Below are 21276 nucleotides of genomic sequence, written 5' to 3' on the forward strand. Positions count from 1 at the left end.
GATTACGAGCGATGTTTGTCTGTCGACAAGATAAATTGATGACTTCTATCGCGGTTCAGAGTAACCTCTCGACGATCGGTCAGGTACACGTCTCCGGGCGACTCCAGAGTGCAGTCTTGAACGAGTTCTACTGATGGATCGTTATCGTGAGGGGAGTCCGGCGACTGCTGAGCAATCTTCGAGTCGCTGTATTACTCCGACAACGTCGATCACGACCGTCGGTTCTCGGCGAAGAGGAACCTGAAGAACGTTCATGTGGAAGTGGTAACACTATCTCCGTATGGTCCCCAATATCCGAGGACAATTCAGTGAACATCCCGTGGCAACGTTCTTCATCCTCACGTACGCCCTCTCGTGGACCGCGTGGTCTCCACTGGTCTTTGCGGAGTGGTGGGTGACGTGGTCACCCCTGCTCTTGGCAGGTGACATCCAGACGATGCTCTTCATCATGATCGGGGGGTTCGGCCCGCTCGTCGCTGCAGCTCTCGTTACGTGGGGCATCGGTGCGAGCGTTCGTGAGTGGGCAGGCCAGCTCCTCCGGTGGAACGTGTCTATCCGTTACTGGGCGTTCGCGTTGCTCTTCCCCGCCGTCGCTATCGTCACCGCAAGTGCCGTCCACATCGTGGTCTTCGACGGACGGTTCGATCCTGCCTCTATGAACACGTTGATGCTCTATCCGATCCTGTTCGTTCAGGTGTTCCTGGTCGGCGGTGGCAACGAGGAACTGGGTTGGCGTGGGTTTGCCCTCCCGCGACTTCAGCGATCGTATTCGGCGCTCGTCGCGAGCCTCCTCATCGGCGTGGGCTGGTTTGCCTGGCACCTGCCGCTGTTCGTAGTCGCGGGCTCCTCACAGGCTGGCGTCCCGGTGTACTACTACGGACTGGCGGTCGTCTCCCTCTCTGTCGTGTTCACCTGGCTCTACAACGAGACAGGCGGGAGCGTCCTGCTGACGATAGTGCTCCACGCGTCGGTGAATACCGGCGGTATCCTCTACCTTGCTGGTGGCGGCGCTGCGCTGCAGACCGAACTACCGAACGCGCTCTACGCCGCCGTCTTCCTCCTTGCCGCGCTGGCTATCGTCGCAGCCTACGGTCCCAAGTGTCTCGCCGACGCCGAGGTTCCGTCCAGTCCGTCCGGAAGCCAGCGGTAACGTCGTTCCCCAACCGGTAACGTCCCGTACGGTCCCCCGCCGGCACCGTCGTTCGACAGTTATAGCGAACTCGAGGATGCGGTAGAGTTCTCCCGCTAGGCCGACGAATAGCGGGCTAGAACGGGAATGCACGGATCCGTCGAGATCAAAGTTTCACGACGACAGTTCGGAACGTGATTCTTCGACTCCGACCCACATCATCAGTGACGGCCAGGTCAAAAAGATGGCGAGGACAACGAGCAGGAGTGAAACCAACACGATCCCACCCGCGTCCACGAGGAGGACGGGATCGTTGACGAGCGCGTGGAGGCCGATCGTGACGAACAGGTTTCCGGTTCGAGCATAGATGAGTGCGAACAACACACCGAGTACGAACGGCGCTGCGAGGAAAATCGGGAGATTCCCAATCTCGACACCGGCTGCGAACCGCCCGGGGACGTGAACGAGTGTGAAAACTGTCTGAGAGGCCAGGAGTGCCAAGAGGAACGCGGTTCGTGGCGACCCGATCTTGGACGTTCGTGTGAACTTCTTCGCGAGCTGTGGCAGGAGGAACGCCCGATACACGGTCTCCTCGTAGAGCGCGTTTCCGAGAACCTGTCAGACGAAACCACCGAGAACAGAGAGCATTCCGAACCGGGTCAGCGAGTCGGCGAGCGCGAGCGGCTCGCCCTGGAATATCAGTGCCGCGGCACCGGTCACTTGCATGAGTATCCACGTTCCAGCGGTGATTCCGATGCCGATGGGGATATTCTCCCAGACGAGTCCGATGTCCCGTGGTCGAAGATTGCCGAACTGGAGGACGATTCCACCGACGAGAATGACGACGAACGCGAGGTTGGCGAGGAGTGTCACTCCCACGAGGCCCCCCGTCGCGTCGAACACCGGGGCGAGTACATCCGAAATCGTCGGCAGGGTCAGATGGAACAGTGTCACTGCTGCCCCACCGGCGATCACGACGGCAGCGATCGTGGCCCAGGACGTTTCCCGTACAGCTTCTATAGTAACAATTGAAACGATTTACACACCGACCGCACTGCAGTCGTGCGGTCGGGTGTGCATTGATTTTCAATGGCTACTATAGGTCGAGCACTATCCGGTCCAACACTAACGGGTCGCCGCCCGTGGAATCACGTTCTGATACCGTGTCCGGATCGTGGCTCACAGGGACATTTCCACGATCACCGACAAGAAACGATTGGCCCGATCCCACGAGCAGTGGGATTGGACACCGACGGATGAGGCAGTGTGAGTTCGACTAGCATCATATGACCGGTCTACGCGTCGGGCGGAAGCGGCGGGTGAGGCACTTCGTCGGCGGTCGTCATGATCTCCGCCCCCTAGATCGCGCATGCAAGGATCGCGAAATCGCCTCGCAGATCGGCATCGACGAGGCCGCAGTATTTATTGGTTAACCGACAGAATGTCAAACGACTATGTGGCATCGACGACCGGCGGTAATCGTTCTGGTAGTGTGTGCCGTCGCTCTCGCCGGAATCGCTCCCGGAATTCTGACGACTGGTGTCGCAGCACGGCACGGGAATGGAGGGACGGATGGGGGCGGCCCGCATGGCGAAGATGACGGCCACAGAGGCGGTCACAACGTCTCGGTCGGTCCAGGCCCGAGCGGCCACCACTCAGTTCACGTCCAGAACGTCGGCGCACACGAGCAAATTCACGTCCGTTTCCAGTACGATCCGGGGGCGTTCGATACGGGTGTCCGTATGCACGAGATGACGATAACCACCAATCGAGGTGGAGACTACCAGTTCACGGTACGGGCGATGGCCAACGTGAGTCCTGGAATCCATCGATTTTCCGGACCAGCGCCGTTCGGCTACTTCAACGTCACACACGCATTCCCACGCCAGAACGTCTCCAATGCCTCGATGGTGTTCGCTCTCAACCGGACCCGGTTGCAACAGCGGAACGTCGCCGCCGAACGGATTGCTCTTCACCGGTACGACACCGGGAATGGGACGTGGAGGCGTCTCGGGACTCGTGTCGTCAACCGGAACGCCACACACGTGACCTTCCGCGCGGAGTCGCCCGGGCTCTCGGTCTTCGCCGTCGCCCCGACAGCCGAAGCGACGGCCACCCCGACCACGACGGCAACTCGAGAACCAACGGCATCCCCGACGCCGACTCCAACGTCGACAGAGACTCGAACCCCGACAGCATCCTCTACGTCGACCTCGACACCGACGACGGGTAATGGGCCCGGATTTGGCCCCGTCATCGGCGTCGTTGCCCTCCTGATCGTCGTCGTTCGCCTGTGGGAGTCGAGCGGTCGCTGAACGTTCATCCCGTTCGGTCGTCTCCAGTCGCTCTGACGTCCACTCCCGTACTGCGTCACCTCGGCTTCCGAAGAGGTGTCCGGTAACTGAGCTTTTGACCGACGACGACGTATTTCACGTATGCGCTCGCTAACGAAAGCCGTCCTCGGGATTCTCGGCGGACTGTTCACGCTGTGGGTTGGGTGGGGGGTGTACGACAGTCGGACGATCGAACGTGTCCCGTACGAACCCCTCGAAAAGTTCGACGGCGTCGAACTTCGCCGATACCCACGGACGGTGCTCGTCGAGACGACGGCGGCCGATTCGGGAACTGCCTTCCGGCGACTTTTCCGGTACATTACGGGAGCGAACGAAGAGAGCGAAACGGTCGCGATGACGGCGCCCGTCACCACCCGAAGCGAGGCGATATCGACGACTGCGCCCGTCCGAACGCTTCGTCGTGAAGGTGCGGCCGTACCTATGACGGCTCCCGTACGTACGGATCGGGAAGCGGAGACGGTCACCATGGCGTTTTACTTGCCGCCGACGTACACGGCCGAGACGGCTCCCGTCCCCACCGATCCGGACGTTCGACTCGTCGTCGAACCGTCGCGGACGGTCGCGGTGGGGCGGTTCTCGTGGTACGCGACCGACGACCGTATCGAACGGGAACGCCAGCGACTCTTCGCCGCCCTCGACGAACGAGGTATCGAGAGACGCGGTCAGGGGGCAGTGCTCCAGTACAACGACCCTTGGATGCCGCCGTTCATGCGGCGGAACGAGGTGTCCGTTCCCGTCGAAGAGCCCGCAAGCGGCGCGTGACGGGACTACGCTGGCGACGGGTCGTCTCCAGTTCGTCCGGTCCGTTCGGCACGCGCTTTGATGCCGCGCATCATTCCCCGTTCCATGACGAAATGGGGGAGTACACACCAGAGAAGCGAGACGAAAACGACCGCGAGAAAGTACTGGGCCGGCTCACGCCGAGGGCATTGCACGAACTCTACATCGAGACGAAGAATCTCTCTGTTGAGCAGCGGCAGATGGGCCACCGCGCCGAGTGTGATCTGTGCGGGGAGATGGTCGATCTGGACCAAGCGATTCCGAATGCCCGAGGAGAGCCCTGTCACAAACGATGCTGGGCCGAGTACACGGGCGCACCAGACTGGTTCAACGAGTACGTCTAATCGGGGAGATCGGCAAGCCTCCGGCCGACTTCATATGAGTCCTTGCTGCTGGGAACGCTCCTCAGTTTGGTCTTTGAGGATGTGCTTGAACTCCATTCTCACAGAAGTCTATGCCGCTCCAGGTTGTTGACAGGGAGCCAAGCAAGTCGTTCGAGGGTCTTATATAACGGTTCACATACCCGTTCTTCGCTCTTCCTCGATTCGGTCAGCACAGCGCGCGTATCTTGCACCGAGAGAATCACAATTAGTAGGGATCGCAATTGGTCGATACAGGTGAAAGAATTGTCTACTCTTAGACACCCAATTCATTGAGTAGATCTCATCTGTTGAAATCTTCAACTGCTAACAATATTGAGCGGCGATCTGGTAAGTCAAGCACCGGCTAAATCTTGTTCCCTGTGAGTATCGGCGTGCCGTTAGCCCGAGTCGTCGCCTGTCAGCGCAACGACGCTGCCCTGTTGCCCACCGACGTAGAGCCGATTACTCGTCATCATCACGTCTTGGGGAGCGACCGAGAAGGTGGAACGCCACTGGACGCGACCCGCCGCACGTGAGAGCGCAACTACCTCGCCCCTCCCCGTTCCCTGCTCAGGATTGTTTCCGTATCCGACGACCAGCGTCTCACCGATCACCGCAGGCTGACAGAGCCTGAATTCACCATCAGCACCGACCGTCACGTTCCGGTCCGTGAGTGACTTATGCTGGGACCATTCCAGTTTCCCCGTTGCCGCCTGCAATGCGAACACGACTAACTGCTCCTGCTTTTCGTGGCTCGCAGCAACGAATACGCGGTCGCCATCAGTTGCCAACGGCGAGTAGGCTGCCGCACCCTCGCCCGCATGCCCGGGGAACTGCCATTCCACATCCTCGCCAGCCACACCGACCGCCAACGTCTCTTGGGGACTTGTCCCCCACACAATATCGTGTGTGAGGACTGCTTCTCGGTCACCCGTGACCACCGGAAGTGACGGAAATTCGAACGGCAGGTGCGTCCGCTCGACTTCGAGGCTGCCGTCAGTCAGCCGGACCGTGAACAGTGCCTGCACGTGGCCACCATAACTCGCCCACACCTGTCGGTCAGTCACCGCCAGACCGTAGGGATCTTCAAGGGAAGCTTCATCAATATGATCGCCCAGATACAACCGCCACCGTTCGCTTCCATCTTCGGGTTTGAGCCCGTGCAACCCGTAACTACTCTGAATATACACAGTCTCTGGTGTCGCTACTGGAATGGGTGAAAAGCCCACCGCAGAGTTAGACGGGGACAGGAACTTCTCGGGCACTGCGTTGGCGACCCGGTCGTAGAGGTTTCGTCGCCAGCGAACCGTGCCGTCGGCTGCATTCACGGCGAGAACATCAGTACCGCCGTCAGTCATGTAGAGTGAGCCATCGACAAGGCCGCCGAGTCGGGGTGTTCGACGCCCTGGCTGATACTGGATACGGCGGTTCCATCGGAGCTTGCCATTGATACCACCGTAGGCACGCAGGTGAACTTCGCTGTCGAACCGACCTGCAGTAATCACTTGGTCAGCGGTCGAAGCGACTAGCTCGCCAGCGATTAGCGAGGCTGAGGGGGTATCAGTAATGCGGTGCTGCCACTCAATGGTCGGTGGGGTCTGAATCTCATGGGGACTCCGTGCTGTATTCTGTAAATTCGCGTACTGGAAGCGCCAGTCTTCCGTCGAGGGCAACCAAGACGTTCCTAATGAATCTGGTGGGCGTTCGTTCGATCCATTGCCGAGATCAAGTGAACTGCAACCAGCGACGCTAGCTACGCCGGCGAGACCAATTGTTCGGAGGGCATCACGACGGGACAGGGAGGGCATTGACATTTGGCTAGCACCTATAGAAAAAATATCTGGCGACGACCGTACGGATGAGTAGTATCCCAGTTAGGAGAACACTCTATCGACCGTTGCTCTGCCCTTCACTATAACCGATCACTCCCGCTACCGCCGTCGTTTTGAGGATTCTACCGCACCCCACGAGAGTCCGAACCAGGAGGATTCCTCCACCGACAAAAATCAAACACCTCGAAATCCCGATCCCCCGAGAGATACGGACGCAGGAGTAATTACCCCGAAAGAGCGTGATCTCCTGGCGCTGGCACGGGAAGGGAACCGAGTGGACGACATCGAAACGGTTGATCTCGGAACGCTCACCGAGAATTGTTGGAATAACGTCGCAACTGGCGAGGCAACGTTCTCCGTTGACATTGATCGGACGATTCGCTCTGACCAGAGCCGACTCCAACAGCTTCTGGAAAACCTCTACCGCAACGCCATCGAACACGGTGGCGACGACGTGGCCGTGTCCGTAGGTGCCCTCCCCGACGGCTTCTATATCGAGGACGACGGCCCAGGGATTCCCGTCGATGAGCTCGAGGACGTGTTCGATGCGGGATACTCGACCACAGAGGACGGAACAGGATTCGGGCTGAGCATCGTGCAACAAATCGCCGACGCCCACGGCTGGGACATTCGAGTCACTGACGGTTCCGACGGCGGGGCACGCTTCGAGGTCACGGGTATCAAGGTTGCTGAATAGATGCTCTGTATCGGTCACGCCGTTACTGACAGATACTGATTAGTTCGAAACGGTACTGCTACATACACATCGCGTATCAGCCACCAGTTCGGCACTCGATGTGTGCTACTCGAACTGCTCAGTATAGGGACTACAGTTAGCATGTGTACCACGGCTCAATTGTATTATCTTGACGCAGCGTGAGTCCGATGTCTTTGAGTTCACAATCGAACTCTGGTGGCAAATCGGGTGCATATTTCCATGTGCGAGAGACGCCATCTGCGGTGAAAACATGTATTTTTGCGGGAGTTGTTTTGATGGCTCCGCGTCCAATCATCTTTCCAGATTCAACGGAGAACACGTGGCTGAAAAGAGTCTCCTCTTCGCTATCTATAACACGGACTGCTATCGCTACCTCTGAGTCAGTCTCATTCCCGACAGTTACCTCGATAGAGTCATCATCACTATTGGAGTCGCTACCCGGAATCACTGCACTGCAGCCAGCAGTTGATATGGCCGCCATCGTCCCGAGAGTTGCAAGTATTCCTCGTCGAGACGGTCGGTTTTCTTGGAGAGGGGGTGATGAGGGGTCAGAGGGCATTCATAAATCAGCAGATTCTCTAGGAGAAAATAAATTCCGGGCTACGTATAGTAAGCAATGAGCACACCTATTGGGCAGGTGGTTCATCCCCAGCAGTCTTGAAATCAATCACCTTGGTAACTGGCCTCTGACATCCCGAGTCGGTCACCAGTGATGTTGGGCCGCTGCCCAACACACTTACAGTGTTGGGAAACAGACCAACAGGTAGCGGATGCCCACAGAGCGGACTTTCCAGTATACCCATGTCGAAGCCGGGCTCGTCGAGAACGTTGTTGTCCGGCGGACGGAGGATACTGAGACATACCCCTCAGGCTGGAAGTACACGCTCCATCTGGGCACACTGGAAGACCTGACGCTCGTCCGGTACGACAACGCACACGAAGACACCAAAGGCCATGAACATCATACCGCGGCTGGCGATGTCGATGACGTTGCGTTCCCCGGAATGGAAGAACGCCTCATCGAATTCTGGACGAGTGCAGACGAGTACTGGGATGCCGTCGACGGCGGCCCGGATCGGCCCTACTGACCACAGCGACCAACCAGACAATCATGACGACACTCCACATCACCGCCGGCGACCGAGAACAGCTCCGTGAGGACGCACTGCAATTCGTTCAGGACGTGGAGTCGAACGAGCAGAGCGAGCACGATGAGAAGGTAGTCATTCAGTTCGGGAGTTACAACGACCTCGTTGACAGCCTCACCCCCCTTCGCCTGGAGCTTATCCAGGCCATCGCCGAGAACAACCCCCAGAGCATGCGCGAGGCCGCCCGTCTCGTTGATCGCGACGTCTCCGATGTCCACTCGGATCTCAAACATCTGGAGGTCCTCGGAATACTCGAACTCGAAGAGGGTGGCCCCGGTGGCGCGATGCAGCCAGTCGTCCCATTCGACCGGATCGAGATGCACATCGATTACCCGCTCGTCGACGACATCGATACCACACCGGCCAGTGCGTGAACGGGCGACCACAAGCAACTACTTCTCAACTGGCAGAGCCCACGCTACCACCGATGTCGATTCCCCGCATCGCGATGGGACTGGGACTCCTTCGCCGCTATCGAGTCCTACCTGAACGCACCGAATGAGGATGTCATCGACGAGGCCTTCGCAGAAGCCGTCCTCTGACTGAAGCAGGACTACGGTGCGACAGTGTCGGTATTCTCGCTCGATCCATGAAACGGGATGTCGATTTCGAGACCATCGTAGGCTAACAGTGGCTTCTTCGCCTGACCCGACCCGCCACCTTCGAACTCGATAATGTCGATGGCTGCCAGTTCGGAGATGTTCCGGTGGACCTGCTGAAGAAGGGGCGCTTCATGCGACGTTCCAGCGCTTGTCTCGGCTTGACGATGAGTACGGGACCCGGAAAATCTATGAGTGGCTCAGTGAGACCGCTGTTGAGACGCATGTCTATGGCATACAAGATGATCCAACTGTTGTCGAAGGTCTCAATGCCACTGTCCATGAAGGGTCATCGGTAGAGTACCGCCGGTCGTGGGTTGTACTCTTTCAACCGCCAGATGGCAGTCGTACCGACGAAGCTCGGAAAGGGCCAATGGCATTAGTTGCCGTCGAAATTGATACAAATGTCTGGCGCGGGCTGTGGACATACAATGCAAACCGGGTTAGTCGCCTACAATCATATATGACTCATGCGTTTTGATTGATGACCTTTCTATCGGAGTTCTCTCACCAGACCCAATAATAGTGTTTCAGAGCAATCAGAGGTGGCTGCTCTCCCCAAGATATTGGTCATGCTTCTCGACGCATGCAGGTGGGTTCAATCGGCTTGGCACCATCGGCCAGCAATCAATTGCGTTCTCCGCCGGTTCAAATAGAATCGATCTCGTTGATTGCTTCGGTCGCGAGCTCACCTAACTCGTCGGCCTCAATGTGCGAGTAGCGGTCACGAATCATCTTTTCCGAGTTGTCGAGATACCGGGCGGCAACCGTGTACCCGAATCCGCGGACAAGAATTTCTCCCATTCCCCGTCGTCCACCATGGGGAGCTAGATAATCGTGCTTCGGATGCTCGATATCGACCTCCGCCTCGTCTGAGAGCCGCTGGAGAATCGACCGTGCTCCATCCGTCGTAATCGACGGCGGGTGGATGTTCTCGTCGAGAGCCAACAAGAAGTCCCGAGCGTACTCGTCACGTTGCTCCTCGATTGTACCTGACCCGTCTTGGACGAGCGTCGCGAGCGTCCGCTGGTCGAACGTGGGGAACACTGGCCATTGTACCGTCGGTGGGTCCATCAGCCTTCGATAGCTCCGAAGGGGCGCAATCACTGGCCCGGGGAGACTTGCAACATCCCACTGCTGTTTCTTCCGGTAGACATCCATGCTCCCGTCGTCTAGCGAAATCTCTCCCCACTGGACCCCACGCCGCCGTGGATCGTTCGGGTCACGAAGGATTTCACCAACTCGAACAGCTGTGTATGCGATAACAAAGACAAGAGCGCGATCACGGGCCGTCTTCAGAATCCTGTATCGTGCTCGCTGCCTGTCAAGGGAATCAACATCCTCTGGGAGCGTTCTGTACGTTTCGATTGTATCGCGGACTTGGTCGTCGACGTATCGGGTGAGTGTGTGGCGTTGCTCGGAGGTCCAGATCTGCTGGTCGCCAGGTTTGCGGCCGTCCTCCTCTGGGAGCGGGGCCATCGCGCTCGCCCGTCGGGCGAAGTGCCCCTCAAGATATCCCTCGTTCACGCACCAGCCACACCACGCAGAAATGTAGTGATAGTACGTGTGGATAGTGTTTTGCTTGAGTGCGCGGTCACTGCCGAGATACCGGGCGTACGCCCGGAACACTCGTTCATCCAGATCTTGGAAGGTCAGGTCGCGGTCGACATTGTCGGGCAAGATTCCCGTCCACTCGCTCCGACCACGGTCACCGGCAGCCCACTGAGCGAATCGTTCGAGTTCCCGGGCTGCATTTCGTCGGTAGTTTCCGCCGTTTCCATTACGGCCCTTACCCGTGTCTTGGAGGTAGCGCTCGAAAGAATCCACAAACAGTGTCGAACCATCGGATGTCGCAGGGCTGATTTGAATCATCCGGTTCGGTACGGGGACAGTCAGATGAATAGTTGCTCGATTGATTGTCGGACAACTGTTGAATCGACCCCTATGAGACTCCCAGCCTGCTGGTACAGGCCGTCGGCAACAGCTCGCTGAAACGTGTCTACGTCGTCATCTGGAACACGGTCACGTGCAGCCGACCGCATGTCTGCATAATCCCCAGTGTACCAGAGCAGCGCATGGAGGTCGGCGAGGTCTTTCAATTGCTTGTGGCTCTTATCACGTTCAGGAAACGCGCGAATTTTCATGGCTGCAAGCGAAGCGGCTGGGGCGATTAGGGCCGCTTCCGGTGCTGACCAAGATACGTACTCATCGAGCGCGTCACCCTCGTTGTCCCGGAACACAGGGGCAAGAAGTGGCTCTGCTGGAGGGCGAAATCCAAAGCTGTCTTCGAACGCGTCGAGTGCTGTCGTGTCCGGAATGATGTCGATATCCACCCGAAAGATGTTATGTGCCGGCTGTCCCCGCGCTTCGTCCTCGGTGAGGCGATTACCGGTTTCACGGTGGAACTGCTGGTAGAACCCGAATCGACCACGGCGATAGCCAAGTTCGCCTTCGATTCGTTCGAGCGTCGTCGCGACTGGGGTCGCTACAAGTTCTGCTTCCGACCATTCCGAGTCAATATGGACGCCGAGGTCAATATCTCGCGATCCGATGTATGGACGGCCGTGTGCCTCCTGGAATCCGTCGGTGACGTGTAAATGGACAGCCCACCCGCCCAGCAGACACGCTGGAGGTTCAGCTACTGCAACAACATCTTGCAGCTCTGTCTCCGAGAGTGTCGTGACGGCTTCCGCGTATTGGCTCTGATCCGCGTTACTCATCGTTCACACCATGATGAGTCTCTATGAGACGATTCGCGGCTTGAACTGCAGGCCCATCCTCGTCAAGGAGATCGACGATCAGCTGTGGGACTGAGACAGTCGTGACATCGTTGATTGTCTGTGCGTTATAGAAGACGTGTTCGTCAGTTGCTCGAAATTCCGTGTTTCCACCGCCGATCAAGCCGTTCTCTTCGATGATGTCGAGCCACGTCGGGATATCATCTTCCCGGATGTAGAGGTCAGTCGAGGAACTGAAAAGAAATCCCTGGTGGACCTGTTCGGCCTCGTACGTCGTGAGTGCATAATCGAGGGCAGCGTCGCGTATCTGCGAGAGTGGTTGTTGAAACGAAACACGGACAGTATTCGGTTCGATGCGTGTCTCGAGCCAGTGATGGTAGAGATCTTCAGGGTCTGTGACTGTTGAATCTTGAAGTAGTCCCTTTGATTCAAGCTGCTCGAAATAATCGTAGGCCCATCCCTTCGAAACCTTCGCACGCTGCGTAATTTCGTACCGGCTCAGTTCCTCAGCGGGATGATTCAGGAGTACCCGGTGAAGACGCTCTTTTTTATATCCCCGTTGCCGGGCCGGTTTCTCGAGCAGCATGCTATCTAGGTTATCAGCTATACTTATATACTTAACCGAACGTTCGGCTATCACACAAACTTATATCGCTAACCGAAACACAGACTCGGGAAGCTTTGTAGGGGCGTCGCTCGTGATTATTTCGGCATGCTCGACCGAGGCACCCAACGGCCAGTACACGCGCAGTATCTTGCATAGCTACTGGGAAATCTCAATACATGGTTCCGAAGCGACATCACCTTTCGTGAGGTCCTATCCCTCGAAACAGGCCACTGGGTCTCCGTCCGCCCAGGGATCGGGGTCAAACGCATCAGTTCCCTCGAAATCGTACTGCGTCGTTCTGGCCCGGACCACGCGTTTCGAATCGACATAGTACGTGACGTACTGGGTGACATAATCGAACTCCGAACCGGAGTGAATAGCTCCGGAGCCGATGTACTGTAGTCGGACAACGGACGAATCCGAGGGGCCTGCAGCGACCCAGGAGTTCTGGACAGTGATGTCGAACCGCGTCACGTATCTGTCATTCGTCACGTCGTTGTTCGCTTCCATCTCGGCGTTCTGCCGGAAGGCCACCTCAAACCTGGTGACATACTCTACCGCAGCCTCGCCTGCTGGTTCTGATGGCGGCTGTCCAGGATACTCTCGGGGTGCAGGCGCCTCTTCACGGTCGACCGACTCGGCCATCGGCCGGGAAACGGCCGAGCAGGACACTTCCGGGGGCGTCTCTGGAATATTCGTTGCCCATCCACCGGTCGACGTCGGCGCCTCTGTCTGCGTATCTATGCCTGCTGGTGTTTCTGTTTGTGCCTCTGTGTCGCTTGGGGTCCCGTTTGAAGCAGTCCCATCGAGAGCAAGACACCCGGCTGTGGAAAGAACTGCACCACTGCTACCGAGTGCCTCCACGAGACGACGACGTGTAATCGGCATTGTATAGATGGCCGTACCGTCTCCGAAAATAAACGGTTTCACGATGGTCAAACAGGTATGTGAGCCATACCCTGCTTGGTGTGGAAAATTCGCCCATTCTACGTGGCTCGCCCCGAGAGGTGCGATGGGTCGCATATCCGAGGTAAACGGGCGTCCTTTCTACAGGCCACCCGCCACAGGATATTCAGACGACTTCGTCTTCCGTGATGACGAGACGCTTCGCGTCTCGCACCCCTTGAATCTGGATCTAAAGGCCCTACGCTTATTTAATTCTGCCATGTCTAAGTGGATTTTGGTGCACCTGCCCCCGTAGCGACGAGTACAGTTGCGACGTGGGTTGATAAATTGGGTCCGAAGCAACTGCTCGTAGAGAAGTTGCGACTGGTCGTCTCAATGCATAAGATTGGATTCGATGGTTGAACGCCAATCGTTTTCTCGTACACCTCCATCTGTTGAGTTATACCGATAACTGAGTGCACCGCACCGGCCGTATATACAGATAGCAACGTATGCCCCTCGCGCAACTCCTCGAACAGTACGTCAGTCTCGGTATCTTCGTCCTCGCTGCAGGGCTCAGTGTCCTCAGCTTCCTCGCATGGCGACGGGAACGCGATGGCCGTATGCGAATCGTCACGCTCGGGTACGCGATGTTCGCAGTCTACGGACTCATCGTATTTCTCGAGTATCCGTTGCTTCCGTATTTTCCGTACGCAACGCTCGAATTGCTCGAACACGGGAGTGCAATCCTCATCCTTGGTGGCCTCCTGGCGTTTTTCGTCGCTTTGACGCGGGACTGAGGAATGTCGGACCCGGACCTCGAACTGGCATCTCGGCGGGCAATCTACCAGCGGATAGCCGACACGCCAGGCGTTCATTTCCGGGCGATCCTCGACGAACTCGAGTACGCGCAGGGGACACTCCAGTACCAGCTCAGATGGCTCGCCGACGAGGGCCTAATCGATGTCTCGGACGACGGCAAGTACACGCGGTACTATCCGGCCGCCGAGTTCGACGAAACTGATCGGACAGTTATGAACGCGCTGCGGCGGGAATACAGTCGCCGCATCCTCGCACATCTTCTCACGGACGGCCCGCTCTCGACGACTGACCTGAGCGACCGCCTCGACAAAGCCCAGTCGACCGTTTCGTGGCATCTTTCGAAACTCGCCGAAGCCGACCTCGTCACGAAAGAGCGCGATGGTCGAAGCGTCGTTTACGAGGTCAACGATCCTGATAGGGTCAAATACCTCTACACGGTTCACCGGCGCTCGTTTACAGACAAAGTTGTCGACCGTATCCTAGGCCTCTGGGACAGCTACTGACCCGGCGTTGTGTTCGACGGTATCCCTCGAAGCACCAACAGGCGCAACAGGAGCACGTACACGAGAAACGCCACTGAGGGTCCCAGCAGAGTACGGATGAGTCCCGTCAGATCAGTCCCGACTGCGGCCGCGTGAACCGTCCCGAACGCGAACCCAGCGTACGCGAACGAGTGGACGACGCGTGGGCCCCAGGGGCGCTGGAAGCGTTTTGCGTCAGTAAAGCCAAGCACTGCGACGACGAGCATGAGCAGTGCCCCCGCACCTACGGTGATGCCGCCGAGAAAGTACGGCATCGAGTATGCCGGCGCTGGAACCTGGCCGGTGACGACGAACCACGCGTCGAGGACGCCCAGCCCCGCGTGCAGTAGCGTGACGAGCATCGCGAACACGGAGAGTTCGATGTGGATGCGTTGAGCGGTCTCGTGGAGCACGCCGAACGACTCGGTGTTGGAGAGAATCCCCGTGAGAACCGCCAGATACAGCGACGGATACGTGACGAGCGCGGCACCTCGGTCGAGGAGCCAGACGAGCTGTGACATCAGGATGCTCCCGTCGTTTCGACGACATCTGGACAGCCGTCCGCGTCCTGGAATCCGTTCGTTGTTTCCGGTCGTCTCGGACATCTGTCGGCGGAGTCGTTGATGCCGTCACCATCGTAATCGGCCGGGGCCTGTCGCGTCGACACGGTCTGCTCGACGAGGTCGCTTTGCTTCTCTTCGGTCGCTTGGGCGGCACGCACGTCTCCGATCTGCCAGAGGGCAGGGATAGCCACCACCAAGACGACGATCGCCACAACGGTGATTCGTTGTTTATGTGTCCAAGACATGTGTCTCAAACCCTTCGGTCGTATTAAAGACACCATCGTGGACAATGAGTGCCTCCAGCCTCTCCCACTCCGCCGCTAATTCGCGTGCCTCGGCAAGTGGGAGCGCCGCAAGCGTCGTCGCCAGGGCGTCGGCTTCCATACAGTCTCGGCGCGCCACGACGGTGACGGACTCGTGACGAGCGCCGAGCGACTCGGTGGTCGGATCGTAGATGTGGTCAGTGCCGTTTCGCGAGCGTCTGTATCCGCCGGATGTAGCGACGTACCAGTCCGTGTCGAGGAGCTTCAGCGGTGTGTCGTCGCCGTACGGGCTTTCGATAGCGACCGGGCCCGTCGGTGGAGACATATCCCCACCACCACTGACGAACCCACGTCGACCAACACCACCGAGTGCCTCGCTGGCCCGGTCAACGATGTATCCTTTGGCGAGACCATTGAGGCCAAGTTCGACGTCGGTAGTGACGTGCGATCCACTAATTCGGACAGTTCCGGCATCAAACTCCGTTGGTGGTGTTTCACTGTCACCACGTAGGAACGTTTTGAGATCGTGTTCGACGCGGCCCTGATGAATATCGAACACCCCCTCAGTCCGGTCGTTGTATTCGAGCCCTCGGCGGACGATACGCGCGACGTGTTCGTTTGCGACCTCGCCGTCACCGTTGAGCTGGCTGACGGCACTGGCCGCATCGAAGGCATTCAGCTGTGCTTCGAGTGATTCTGCCGTTTCTTGAGCCGCAGTCACCGCAGCGTCGGCACGGACGCCCGCCGCCTGAACCCGAAACGTCGTGTCACAACAGTTGAACGCGCGGTGGGTATCCCCGAACCGTTCGTACACCGATGCGAGCGAGCCCATCATCTCGGTCACTCGTCCTCTTTGTTTTCGTCGTCCTCGTATTCCTCTTCGTATTCCTCCTCCTCCTCTTCATGTTCGTCGTCTTCTTCGTACTCCTCGTGGTCCTCGTCCTCGTAGCCGGACTGGGTCTGGACTGCCGGGGTGAACTCCTGATACGGCGTCGGCGCATCTTCGGCGACCTGTTCTGATGCGTTCGACGCGGTCGTATCTGGCGAGCCAGGTTGCCCACCAGCCTGTGAGAGGCCGCCACCGGGCAGCGCAAGGGCCCCGGCGATACCGGCTGTGAGGAGCGCACCGACGAGCGTGAAGGTGACGAGTTTGTTTTGCGGGACGGGAACGCGCATGATTAGCTACCTCTCGGTTTAGAATCGGTATCTTCGACCTGTCTGTCGTTGCGTTCTGCCATTGCAAATAGCGGGTGAAGACAATCGTAGTAAGTCGTTCGCGTCCAAGCATCGAATTTTCGTACAGCTATCGAATCGGTTCAATATGGAGCGATCTCAGCCAAGAGTTATAGACCAGAGATTGCGCGTATATGCGATGATCCAAACACACTGCACTTCCCCGGATCCTGGGAGATTGATGAGTTGGTAGCTGACTGCTGTGACCGTAGTTTCAATAACGCTGCAACTTGTTACCGTACATGGAGACCGAACGGTCAGCTGACGAGGTCTTCGGGCTCTTGTCAGACGAAATCCGACTCGACATCCTCCGAACGGTCGCACTCGCACAGAACGAAAAGAAGCAAACTGGCATGGCTTCGCTATCGTTCTCAGACATTTACCACCGGGTCGAGGTCGATAATACGTCGAAACTGTCGTACCATCTCGGAGAACTAACCGGGACATTCCTCCGCAAGCACGACGACGGCTACGCGTTCACTCACGCCGGCGAGCAGATGGTTCGATTCGTCCTGGCCGAGAACTATCACCAGCCATCCGATATTGGATCCATCGAGACAGAAGGCGGGTGTCAATTCTGTGGTGAAACGACTGTGCGGGCGGTGCTTGAAGATCAGTATTTCATGGTGTACTGCACGGTCTGTGACCGTGGTGCAAACGCATATCGTGTCCGGCCGGCGCAGGTCCGTGAACGGAGCGGTGACGACTTGATCGACGCTGTCATCAGGGAACAGGCTGCCGACTTGCTCAAAGCTCGTCGTGGTGTCTGTCCGGATTGTGCAGGGCGCATCGAGACCGAGGTATGGGACGCTGCGGATATTCCGTTTCCTGAAGAAGGGCTAGTCTCCTTTATAACTGTAAATGAATGTCAGGACTGTCTGCGGTTTTTGAGCCTTCCGCTGCCGGCCGCTGCCGCGTATCATCCGGAGTCGATATCGTTCCATTGGGAACATGGGGTCGACATCTTGGGGTCCGGCGTGTGGGAGTTCAACCGCTACCTGCACGACGGAAGATGGTCCTCAGAACGGGCCGATACCAACTCCGAAAAGTATCGCGTCGAGTTGCGTCGTGATACCTCCTCGCTCAGATTGTTCCTTGACGAGAGTGCAGGCGTCACGCGAACCGAGCGCGTCCGCCGTAGAGATCAAAACGAATCCCAATCATAACAGAATATTTTCAAAAGTAAGTTTTAGCGAATCCAGCCGCATTGGGTTGTAATCGACAAATTCGCTCCAAATTATCGCTTTTCTCTGTTGAGCCACTCAAACGAAATTTTGAAACAGACTCGATAATATATCAATTATTCAATAACTCTTATGGGTGCCACGTGTGACATCCCAAGTGCGGAACACAGTGATCGCCCTGATGACGGCACCTGAACCCACCACGGACCACCGCCCCATTGAACAGTTAGCCAACTACCTACAGCAACTCGCCGATGCACATGGTGTCTCCGGTTACACGGAGACACCCGATGAAACGCTCGTCTATGCAGCCTACGGCGACAATGGCTACGATCTGCACACACCCAGCGACCAACTCACCGATGTCGACGGTGACATCACGTTCCCACAGTGGCTCGACAGCCGCGGAACGATCCTCGCTCGTCGCGATGAACAGGGTAACGAGCAGTACGACCTGCTGGAGATCGACCCGGATAGCGGCGAAATAACGCCGGTCCTCGACGATCAATTCATGAACGTCAAGGCCCGCCAGCATCCCACAGACCCGACTCAGGTCGGGTTCATCTCGAACCGCGACCGCTCGCTGGACCTGTATACAGTCGATCTCGACGACAGCACGGTTACGAAACACTCCACGGTCGACGAACCGGTCATGGGATACGCGTGGTCTCCCGAAGGCGACCGCCTCGTCTACCAGGCGGGCACGCTCGAGAACACGTCCCTCCGTGTCGTAGACCGTCGCCTCGACCGAGACGACGTCTTGATCGACGAACCCGATTCGGAACAGTCGTTCGCGCTGACCGACCATGGGTACGGTGCCTGGTCCGAGGAAGGCATCGTCTTCACGACCAATCACGAGACAGGCCACCGGGAACTCGCGGTCGCAGATCCGGACGGTGAGTACGAACTCCGGTACGTCAACAACCGCGACAAGTACGACCCCCAGTGGACGGCCGACGGCGACATCGTCTTCTTCGAGAGCCACGGCGGCGACCGCCGGGTGTGCCGGCTCAGTGAGGGGCGAGTGACGACGATTGAGCAAACTGGCATGAACATGGGCCTGACGTGTCGCGACGGCAGCGTCTACTACAAGCATTGGAGCCCTTCGACGGCCGGCGAACTCCGGCGAGATGGGGCGACAACTGTCGACGAAGGCCGAATTAACGTTCGGACTGTCACACCCGAAGAGATCAGCTACGAGTCGTTCGACGGGACAGCGATTGCGGCACGGCTCTACGAGCCAGAGGGCGACCCTGTCGGCGGCGTCGTCAAGGCCCACGGTGGGCCGGAGTCCCGACACTACAGTCGTCTAGATATGTCCACGCAAGCACTGGTGCGTGCCGGATTCGAGGTTCTTGCTCCGGACTTCCGCGGGAGCATCGGCTACGGCCGCGCGTTCCGGAAGGCCAGCGACGCCGATCTCGGCGGTGACGACCTCACGGATGTTGTCGCGGGCGCAGCGTATCTTCGCAACCGTGGCCGCGAAGAAGTCGGCATCCTCGGTGCGTCCTACGGCGGCTACATGGCACTGATGGCTGCCGGTGCGACCGACGCCTTCGATATGGGTTCGAGCGTCTGTGGCGTGGTCAACTGGGAGACGACTATCGAGGATGCCCGGGAGTACGTCGGCGACATGCTCATGCGAAAACTCGGTGGAAGGCCCGACGAAAAGCCAGCTCTGTACGAGGAGCGGTCACCGATCACCTATGCTGAGGACATCGACGTGCCGCTTCTGGTCGTTCAGGGTGGCAACGACCCGCGAGTTCCACAGAGTGAGGCGGAGCAACTCGTCTCCGCTCTGGAAAAGCGGGACATCGATCACGAGTACCTGTTGTTCGACGATGAAGGCCACGGCGTCGTGCAGACGGAGAATCGAATCGAGTACATCACGCGGGTTGTCGAGTTCTTCAGTTCACACGTCTGAACCACCCAGAGCATACCAATGACATCAACAGAACACGCGGAACACGTCCGAGCGCATGGACCGGACCAACAAACTGACAGCGGCCCGGCAGCGAACCGACCGATGTCGGTGTCGGAAATCAAAGATTCGTACGCCGACGTCGCGGACAGGATGGGCTGGTTCGAGTGGCTGGATCGACTCGTAATTGGCGGCCATCGCCGGGACCGATTCGGAGATGTCGAGGGCAGGGTGCTGGATGTCGCCTGTGGTACCGGGACGAACTTCCAATACGTTCCGGAGACGGCCGAACTCGTCGGCATCGATATCAGCCCGGAGATGCTGGCAAACGCGGACGCGAAACTCGATGACCTCGGCAGAGACGGAACGCTCCGTGAGATAGACGCTCAGAGTCTCGACTTTGCAGACGATAGCTTCGATTCGGTGATTTCGGCCCTCTCGACCTGTACGTTCCCCGATCCCGTCGCTGCTCTCCGGGAGATGGACCGGGTCTGCAAGCCCGATGGAACGATCCGCCTGGTCGAACACGGCCGGAGTGACGTCGATCCGTTCGCGCGGTTCCAGGAGTGGCGCGCGGATGCCCACTACGAACAGATGGGCTGTCGATGGACCCAGGAACCACGCGAAATCGTCGACGCCGCAGGCCTCACTGTCGAGGAGATGTCGACCGGATTGTTCGGCACGATAACCACTTTCGAACTTACCCCCACCCAGACCAATGACTAACAGCTCACCAGTCCTGAGTTCCCTCCGACAGACGCCCAAGACCCTCACAGAGAATCCAGTCGTGTTCCTGCCGGTAGTGATCGTGATGGCGTTGCAGCTGCCGCAAGTTGCACTGCCAACGACTAACCCGGTTCTCAGTGGTGCCATGTCACTGGGCGTTTCGGCCATCCTCCTACTCGTAATGCCGTTCCTTCAGGGCGGACTGATCGGAATGGCCGACGAAGCGCTCGATGGCCGGACCACTATCCAAACGTTCGTTGCTGCCGGCAAATCCAATTACGTCTCGATTCTCGTGGCGTATATCGCACTGATGGCGGTCAACTTCGCCCTCGGGATACTCGTGTTACTCGTGGCGGTTTTCGGTGGCGCAGTGGCCCTCCAAGGCGGCATGGAAGCTGCTAACACCACCGTCCTCGTCGGAGTTGGTATCGCCGCCAGCATCGTCGTTTTCGCATATCTCCTGCTCACCTTTTTCGCACAGTTCTACGGGCAAGCGATTGTCCTCGAAAACAGAGATGTAGTGGACGGGTTCAAGCGGAGTGTCTCCGTGGTTCGCCACCATCTCGTGAGCACGCTCGGCTACTCACTCATCGGCGTCGTGATCAGTGTGCTCGCCGGTGGTCTCTTCGCAGTCGCATCCAGTCTCATATCGCCGCAGTCGACGCCGCTGTTTGCTTTGCCCGAGCCATCTCTCCCAATCGTGGTCGGGACGGGACTCGCCATCGTCGTTGGCGGGATCCTGTTCGGCGGCTTCTCTGCAGTGTATTCTGTGTCGTTCTATCGCACAATCACTCAAAAACCGAAAGCGGTGACTGCCTGAATAAGTGACAGGCCGAGATTTACCGGTCGTTCCCTGTGAACGACCAACCGGACCCCTAGAAGACTAATCCT

At 58.0% G+C, this 21276-nt stretch carries 23 protein-coding genes and 4 pseudogenes; 14 read left to right on the forward strand and 13 right to left on the reverse strand.

Annotated features, from left to right (window positions below):
* Window positions 1–280: 280 nt before the first annotated feature.
* A complete protein-coding gene (locus tag KZ498_RS23065; RefSeq protein WP_312621924.1) occupies window positions 281–1150 on the forward strand; it encodes a type II CAAX endopeptidase family protein in 870 nt (289 codons plus the stop codon).
* Window positions 1151–1303: 153 nt separating this feature from the next.
* Here KZ498_RS23065 and KZ498_RS23070 read toward each other — a convergent pair.
* Window positions 1304–1732: pseudogene (locus KZ498_RS23070) on the reverse strand (lysostaphin resistance A-like protein); the annotation flags it as partial.
* A gap of 15 nt (window positions 1733–1747) precedes the next feature.
* Entirely contained in the window at window positions 1748–2083 is a 336-nt protein-coding gene (locus tag KZ498_RS23075) for a hypothetical protein (protein WP_312621926.1), read from the reverse strand.
* Window positions 2084–2583: 500 nt separating this feature from the next.
* On the opposite strand from KZ498_RS23075, the gene KZ498_RS23080 reads away from it, so the two are divergent.
* From KZ498_RS23080 to KZ498_RS23090, 3 genes and pseudogenes are all read left to right on the forward strand, one after another.
* Window positions 2584–3444: a PGF-pre-PGF domain-containing protein gene (locus KZ498_RS23080; RefSeq protein WP_312621927.1), complete on the forward strand. Its 861-nt coding sequence runs from the start codon at window positions 2584–2586 to the stop codon at window positions 3442–3444.
* Window positions 3445–3564: 120 nt separating this feature from the next.
* Window positions 3565–4245 (forward strand): heme-binding protein, encoded by a 681-nt coding sequence (locus KZ498_RS23085; protein WP_312621928.1) that lies wholly within the window; start codon window positions 3565–3567, stop codon window positions 4243–4245.
* A gap of 101 nt (window positions 4246–4346) precedes the next feature.
* Window positions 4347–4607, forward strand: a pseudogene (locus KZ498_RS23090) (hypothetical protein); the annotation flags it as partial.
* Window positions 4608–5023: 416 nt separating this feature from the next.
* Here the strand turns inward: KZ498_RS23090 and KZ498_RS23095 are convergent.
* Entirely contained in the window at window positions 5024–6439 is a 1416-nt protein-coding gene (locus tag KZ498_RS23095; RefSeq protein WP_312621930.1) for a PQQ-binding-like beta-propeller repeat protein, read from the reverse strand.
* 292 nt (window positions 6440–6731) lie between these two features.
* Between KZ498_RS23095 and KZ498_RS23100 the strand changes: the two genes are divergently transcribed.
* Entirely contained in the window at window positions 6732–7154 is a 423-nt protein-coding gene (locus tag KZ498_RS23100; protein WP_312621932.1) for an ATP-binding protein, read from the forward strand.
* A 136-nt stretch (window positions 7155–7290) separates the two neighbouring features.
* Here the strand turns inward: KZ498_RS23100 and KZ498_RS23105 are convergent, their stop codons facing one another.
* Window positions 7291–7734: a hypothetical protein gene (locus KZ498_RS23105; RefSeq protein WP_312621933.1), complete on the reverse strand. Its 444-nt coding sequence runs from the start codon at window positions 7732–7734 to the stop codon at window positions 7291–7293.
* 211 nt (window positions 7735–7945) lie between these two features.
* Between KZ498_RS23105 and KZ498_RS23110 the strand changes: the two genes are divergently transcribed.
* The 3 genes and pseudogenes from KZ498_RS23110 to KZ498_RS23120 form a co-directional block, all read left to right on the forward strand.
* Window positions 7946–8263, forward strand: coding sequence for a DUF6516 family protein (locus KZ498_RS23110; protein WP_312621935.1), 318 nt, complete (start codon window positions 7946–7948; stop codon window positions 8261–8263).
* Between the two features lie 23 nt (window positions 8264–8286).
* Window positions 8287–8697 carry a hypothetical protein gene (locus tag KZ498_RS23115; protein ID WP_312621937.1) on the forward strand — a complete coding sequence of 137 codons (411 nt, stop codon included), beginning with the start codon at window positions 8287–8289 and terminating at the stop codon, window positions 8695–8697.
* Window positions 8698–8778: 81 nt separating this feature from the next.
* A pseudogene (locus tag KZ498_RS23120) lies at window positions 8779–8865 on the forward strand (site-specific integrase); the annotation flags it as partial.
* An 11-nt stretch (window positions 8866–8876) separates the two neighbouring features.
* On the opposite strand, the pseudogene KZ498_RS23125 reads toward KZ498_RS23120, so the two are convergent.
* The 5 genes and pseudogenes from KZ498_RS23125 to KZ498_RS23145 form a co-directional block, all read right to left on the reverse strand.
* A pseudogene (locus KZ498_RS23125) lies at window positions 8877–9041 on the reverse strand (transcriptional regulator); the annotation flags it as partial.
* 529 nt (window positions 9042–9570) lie between these two features.
* On the reverse strand, window positions 9571–10794 hold the full coding sequence (locus KZ498_RS23130) for a phage integrase SAM-like domain-containing protein (RefSeq protein WP_165897579.1): 1224 nt from the start codon (window positions 10792–10794) through the stop codon (window positions 9571–9573).
* Between the two features lie 20 nt (window positions 10795–10814).
* On the reverse strand, window positions 10815–11642 hold the full coding sequence (locus tag KZ498_RS23135) for a nucleotidyl transferase AbiEii/AbiGii toxin family protein (protein WP_312621942.1): 828 nt from the start codon (window positions 11640–11642) through the stop codon (window positions 10815–10817).
* Window positions 11635–12246: a hypothetical protein gene (locus tag KZ498_RS23140; RefSeq protein ID WP_312621944.1), complete on the reverse strand. Its 612-nt coding sequence runs from the start codon at window positions 12244–12246 to the stop codon at window positions 11635–11637. The genes KZ498_RS23135 and KZ498_RS23140 overlap by 8 nt, the downstream gene beginning before the upstream one ends.
* 231 nt (window positions 12247–12477) lie before the next feature.
* Entirely contained in the window at window positions 12478–13155 is a 678-nt protein-coding gene (locus tag KZ498_RS23145; protein WP_312621946.1) for a hypothetical protein, read from the reverse strand.
* Between the two features lie 509 nt (window positions 13156–13664).
* Here KZ498_RS23145 and KZ498_RS23150 point away from each other — a divergent pair.
* Both KZ498_RS23150 and KZ498_RS23155 read left to right on the forward strand, forming a co-directional pair.
* Window positions 13665–13952: a hypothetical protein gene (locus tag KZ498_RS23150; RefSeq protein WP_256290875.1), complete on the forward strand. Its 288-nt coding sequence runs from the start codon at window positions 13665–13667 to the stop codon at window positions 13950–13952.
* 3 nt (window positions 13953–13955) lie between these two features.
* Window positions 13956–14477 carry a metalloregulator ArsR/SmtB family transcription factor gene (locus tag KZ498_RS23155; protein ID WP_312621949.1) on the forward strand — a complete coding sequence of 174 codons (522 nt, stop codon included), beginning with the start codon at window positions 13956–13958 and terminating at the stop codon, window positions 14475–14477.
* Here KZ498_RS23155 and KZ498_RS23160 read toward each other — a convergent pair.
* Genes KZ498_RS23160 through KZ498_RS23175 form a run of 4 tightly spaced genes read right to left on the reverse strand, consistent with a single transcriptional unit; the run spans window position 14471 to window position 16497 of the window.
* Window positions 14471–15016, reverse strand: coding sequence for a hypothetical protein (locus KZ498_RS23160; RefSeq protein WP_312621950.1), 546 nt, complete (start codon window positions 15014–15016; stop codon window positions 14471–14473). The genes KZ498_RS23155 and KZ498_RS23160 overlap by 7 nt on opposite strands.
* Window positions 15016–15303 (reverse strand): thrombospondin type 3 repeat-containing protein, encoded by a 288-nt coding sequence (locus KZ498_RS23165; RefSeq protein ID WP_312621951.1) that lies wholly within the window; start codon window positions 15301–15303, stop codon window positions 15016–15018. The genes KZ498_RS23160 and KZ498_RS23165 overlap by 1 nt, the downstream gene beginning before the upstream one ends.
* On the reverse strand, window positions 15287–16156 hold the full coding sequence (locus tag KZ498_RS23170; RefSeq protein ID WP_312621952.1) for an FAD:protein FMN transferase: 870 nt from the start codon (window positions 16154–16156) through the stop codon (window positions 15287–15289). Before KZ498_RS23170 ends, KZ498_RS23165 begins: the two co-directional genes overlap by 17 nt.
* A gap of 5 nt (window positions 16157–16161) precedes the next feature.
* Window positions 16162–16497, reverse strand: coding sequence for a hypothetical protein (locus KZ498_RS23175; RefSeq protein WP_312621953.1), 336 nt, complete (start codon window positions 16495–16497; stop codon window positions 16162–16164).
* A 299-nt stretch (window positions 16498–16796) separates the two neighbouring features.
* On the opposite strand from KZ498_RS23175, the gene KZ498_RS23180 reads away from it, so the two are divergent.
* The 4 genes from KZ498_RS23180 (at window position 16797) to KZ498_RS23195 (ending at window position 21205) form a co-directional block, all read left to right on the forward strand.
* Window positions 16797–17720, forward strand: coding sequence for a hypothetical protein (locus KZ498_RS23180; RefSeq protein ID WP_312621954.1), 924 nt, complete (start codon window positions 16797–16799; stop codon window positions 17718–17720).
* 163 nt (window positions 17721–17883) lie between these two features.
* Complete coding sequence (locus KZ498_RS23185; protein ID WP_312621955.1) at window positions 17884–19662, forward strand: alpha/beta fold hydrolase; 1779 nt, start codon at window positions 17884–17886, stop codon at window positions 19660–19662.
* Window positions 19663–19680: 18 nt separating this feature from the next.
* Window positions 19681–20385 carry a class I SAM-dependent methyltransferase gene (locus KZ498_RS23190; RefSeq protein ID WP_312621956.1) on the forward strand — a complete coding sequence of 235 codons (705 nt, stop codon included), beginning with the start codon at window positions 19681–19683 and terminating at the stop codon, window positions 20383–20385.
* Window positions 20378–21205 carry a hypothetical protein gene (locus KZ498_RS23195; protein WP_312621957.1) on the forward strand — a complete coding sequence of 276 codons (828 nt, stop codon included), beginning with the start codon at window positions 20378–20380 and terminating at the stop codon, window positions 21203–21205. Before KZ498_RS23190 ends, KZ498_RS23195 begins: the two co-directional genes overlap by 8 nt.
* Window positions 21206–21276: the final 71 nt, after the last annotated feature.

It is taken from the genome of Haloarcula sp. 1CSR25-25 (assembly GCF_032027985.1).
In the GTDB taxonomy this organism is placed as follows: domain Archaea; phylum Halobacteriota; class Halobacteria; order Halobacteriales; family Haloarculaceae; genus Haloarcula.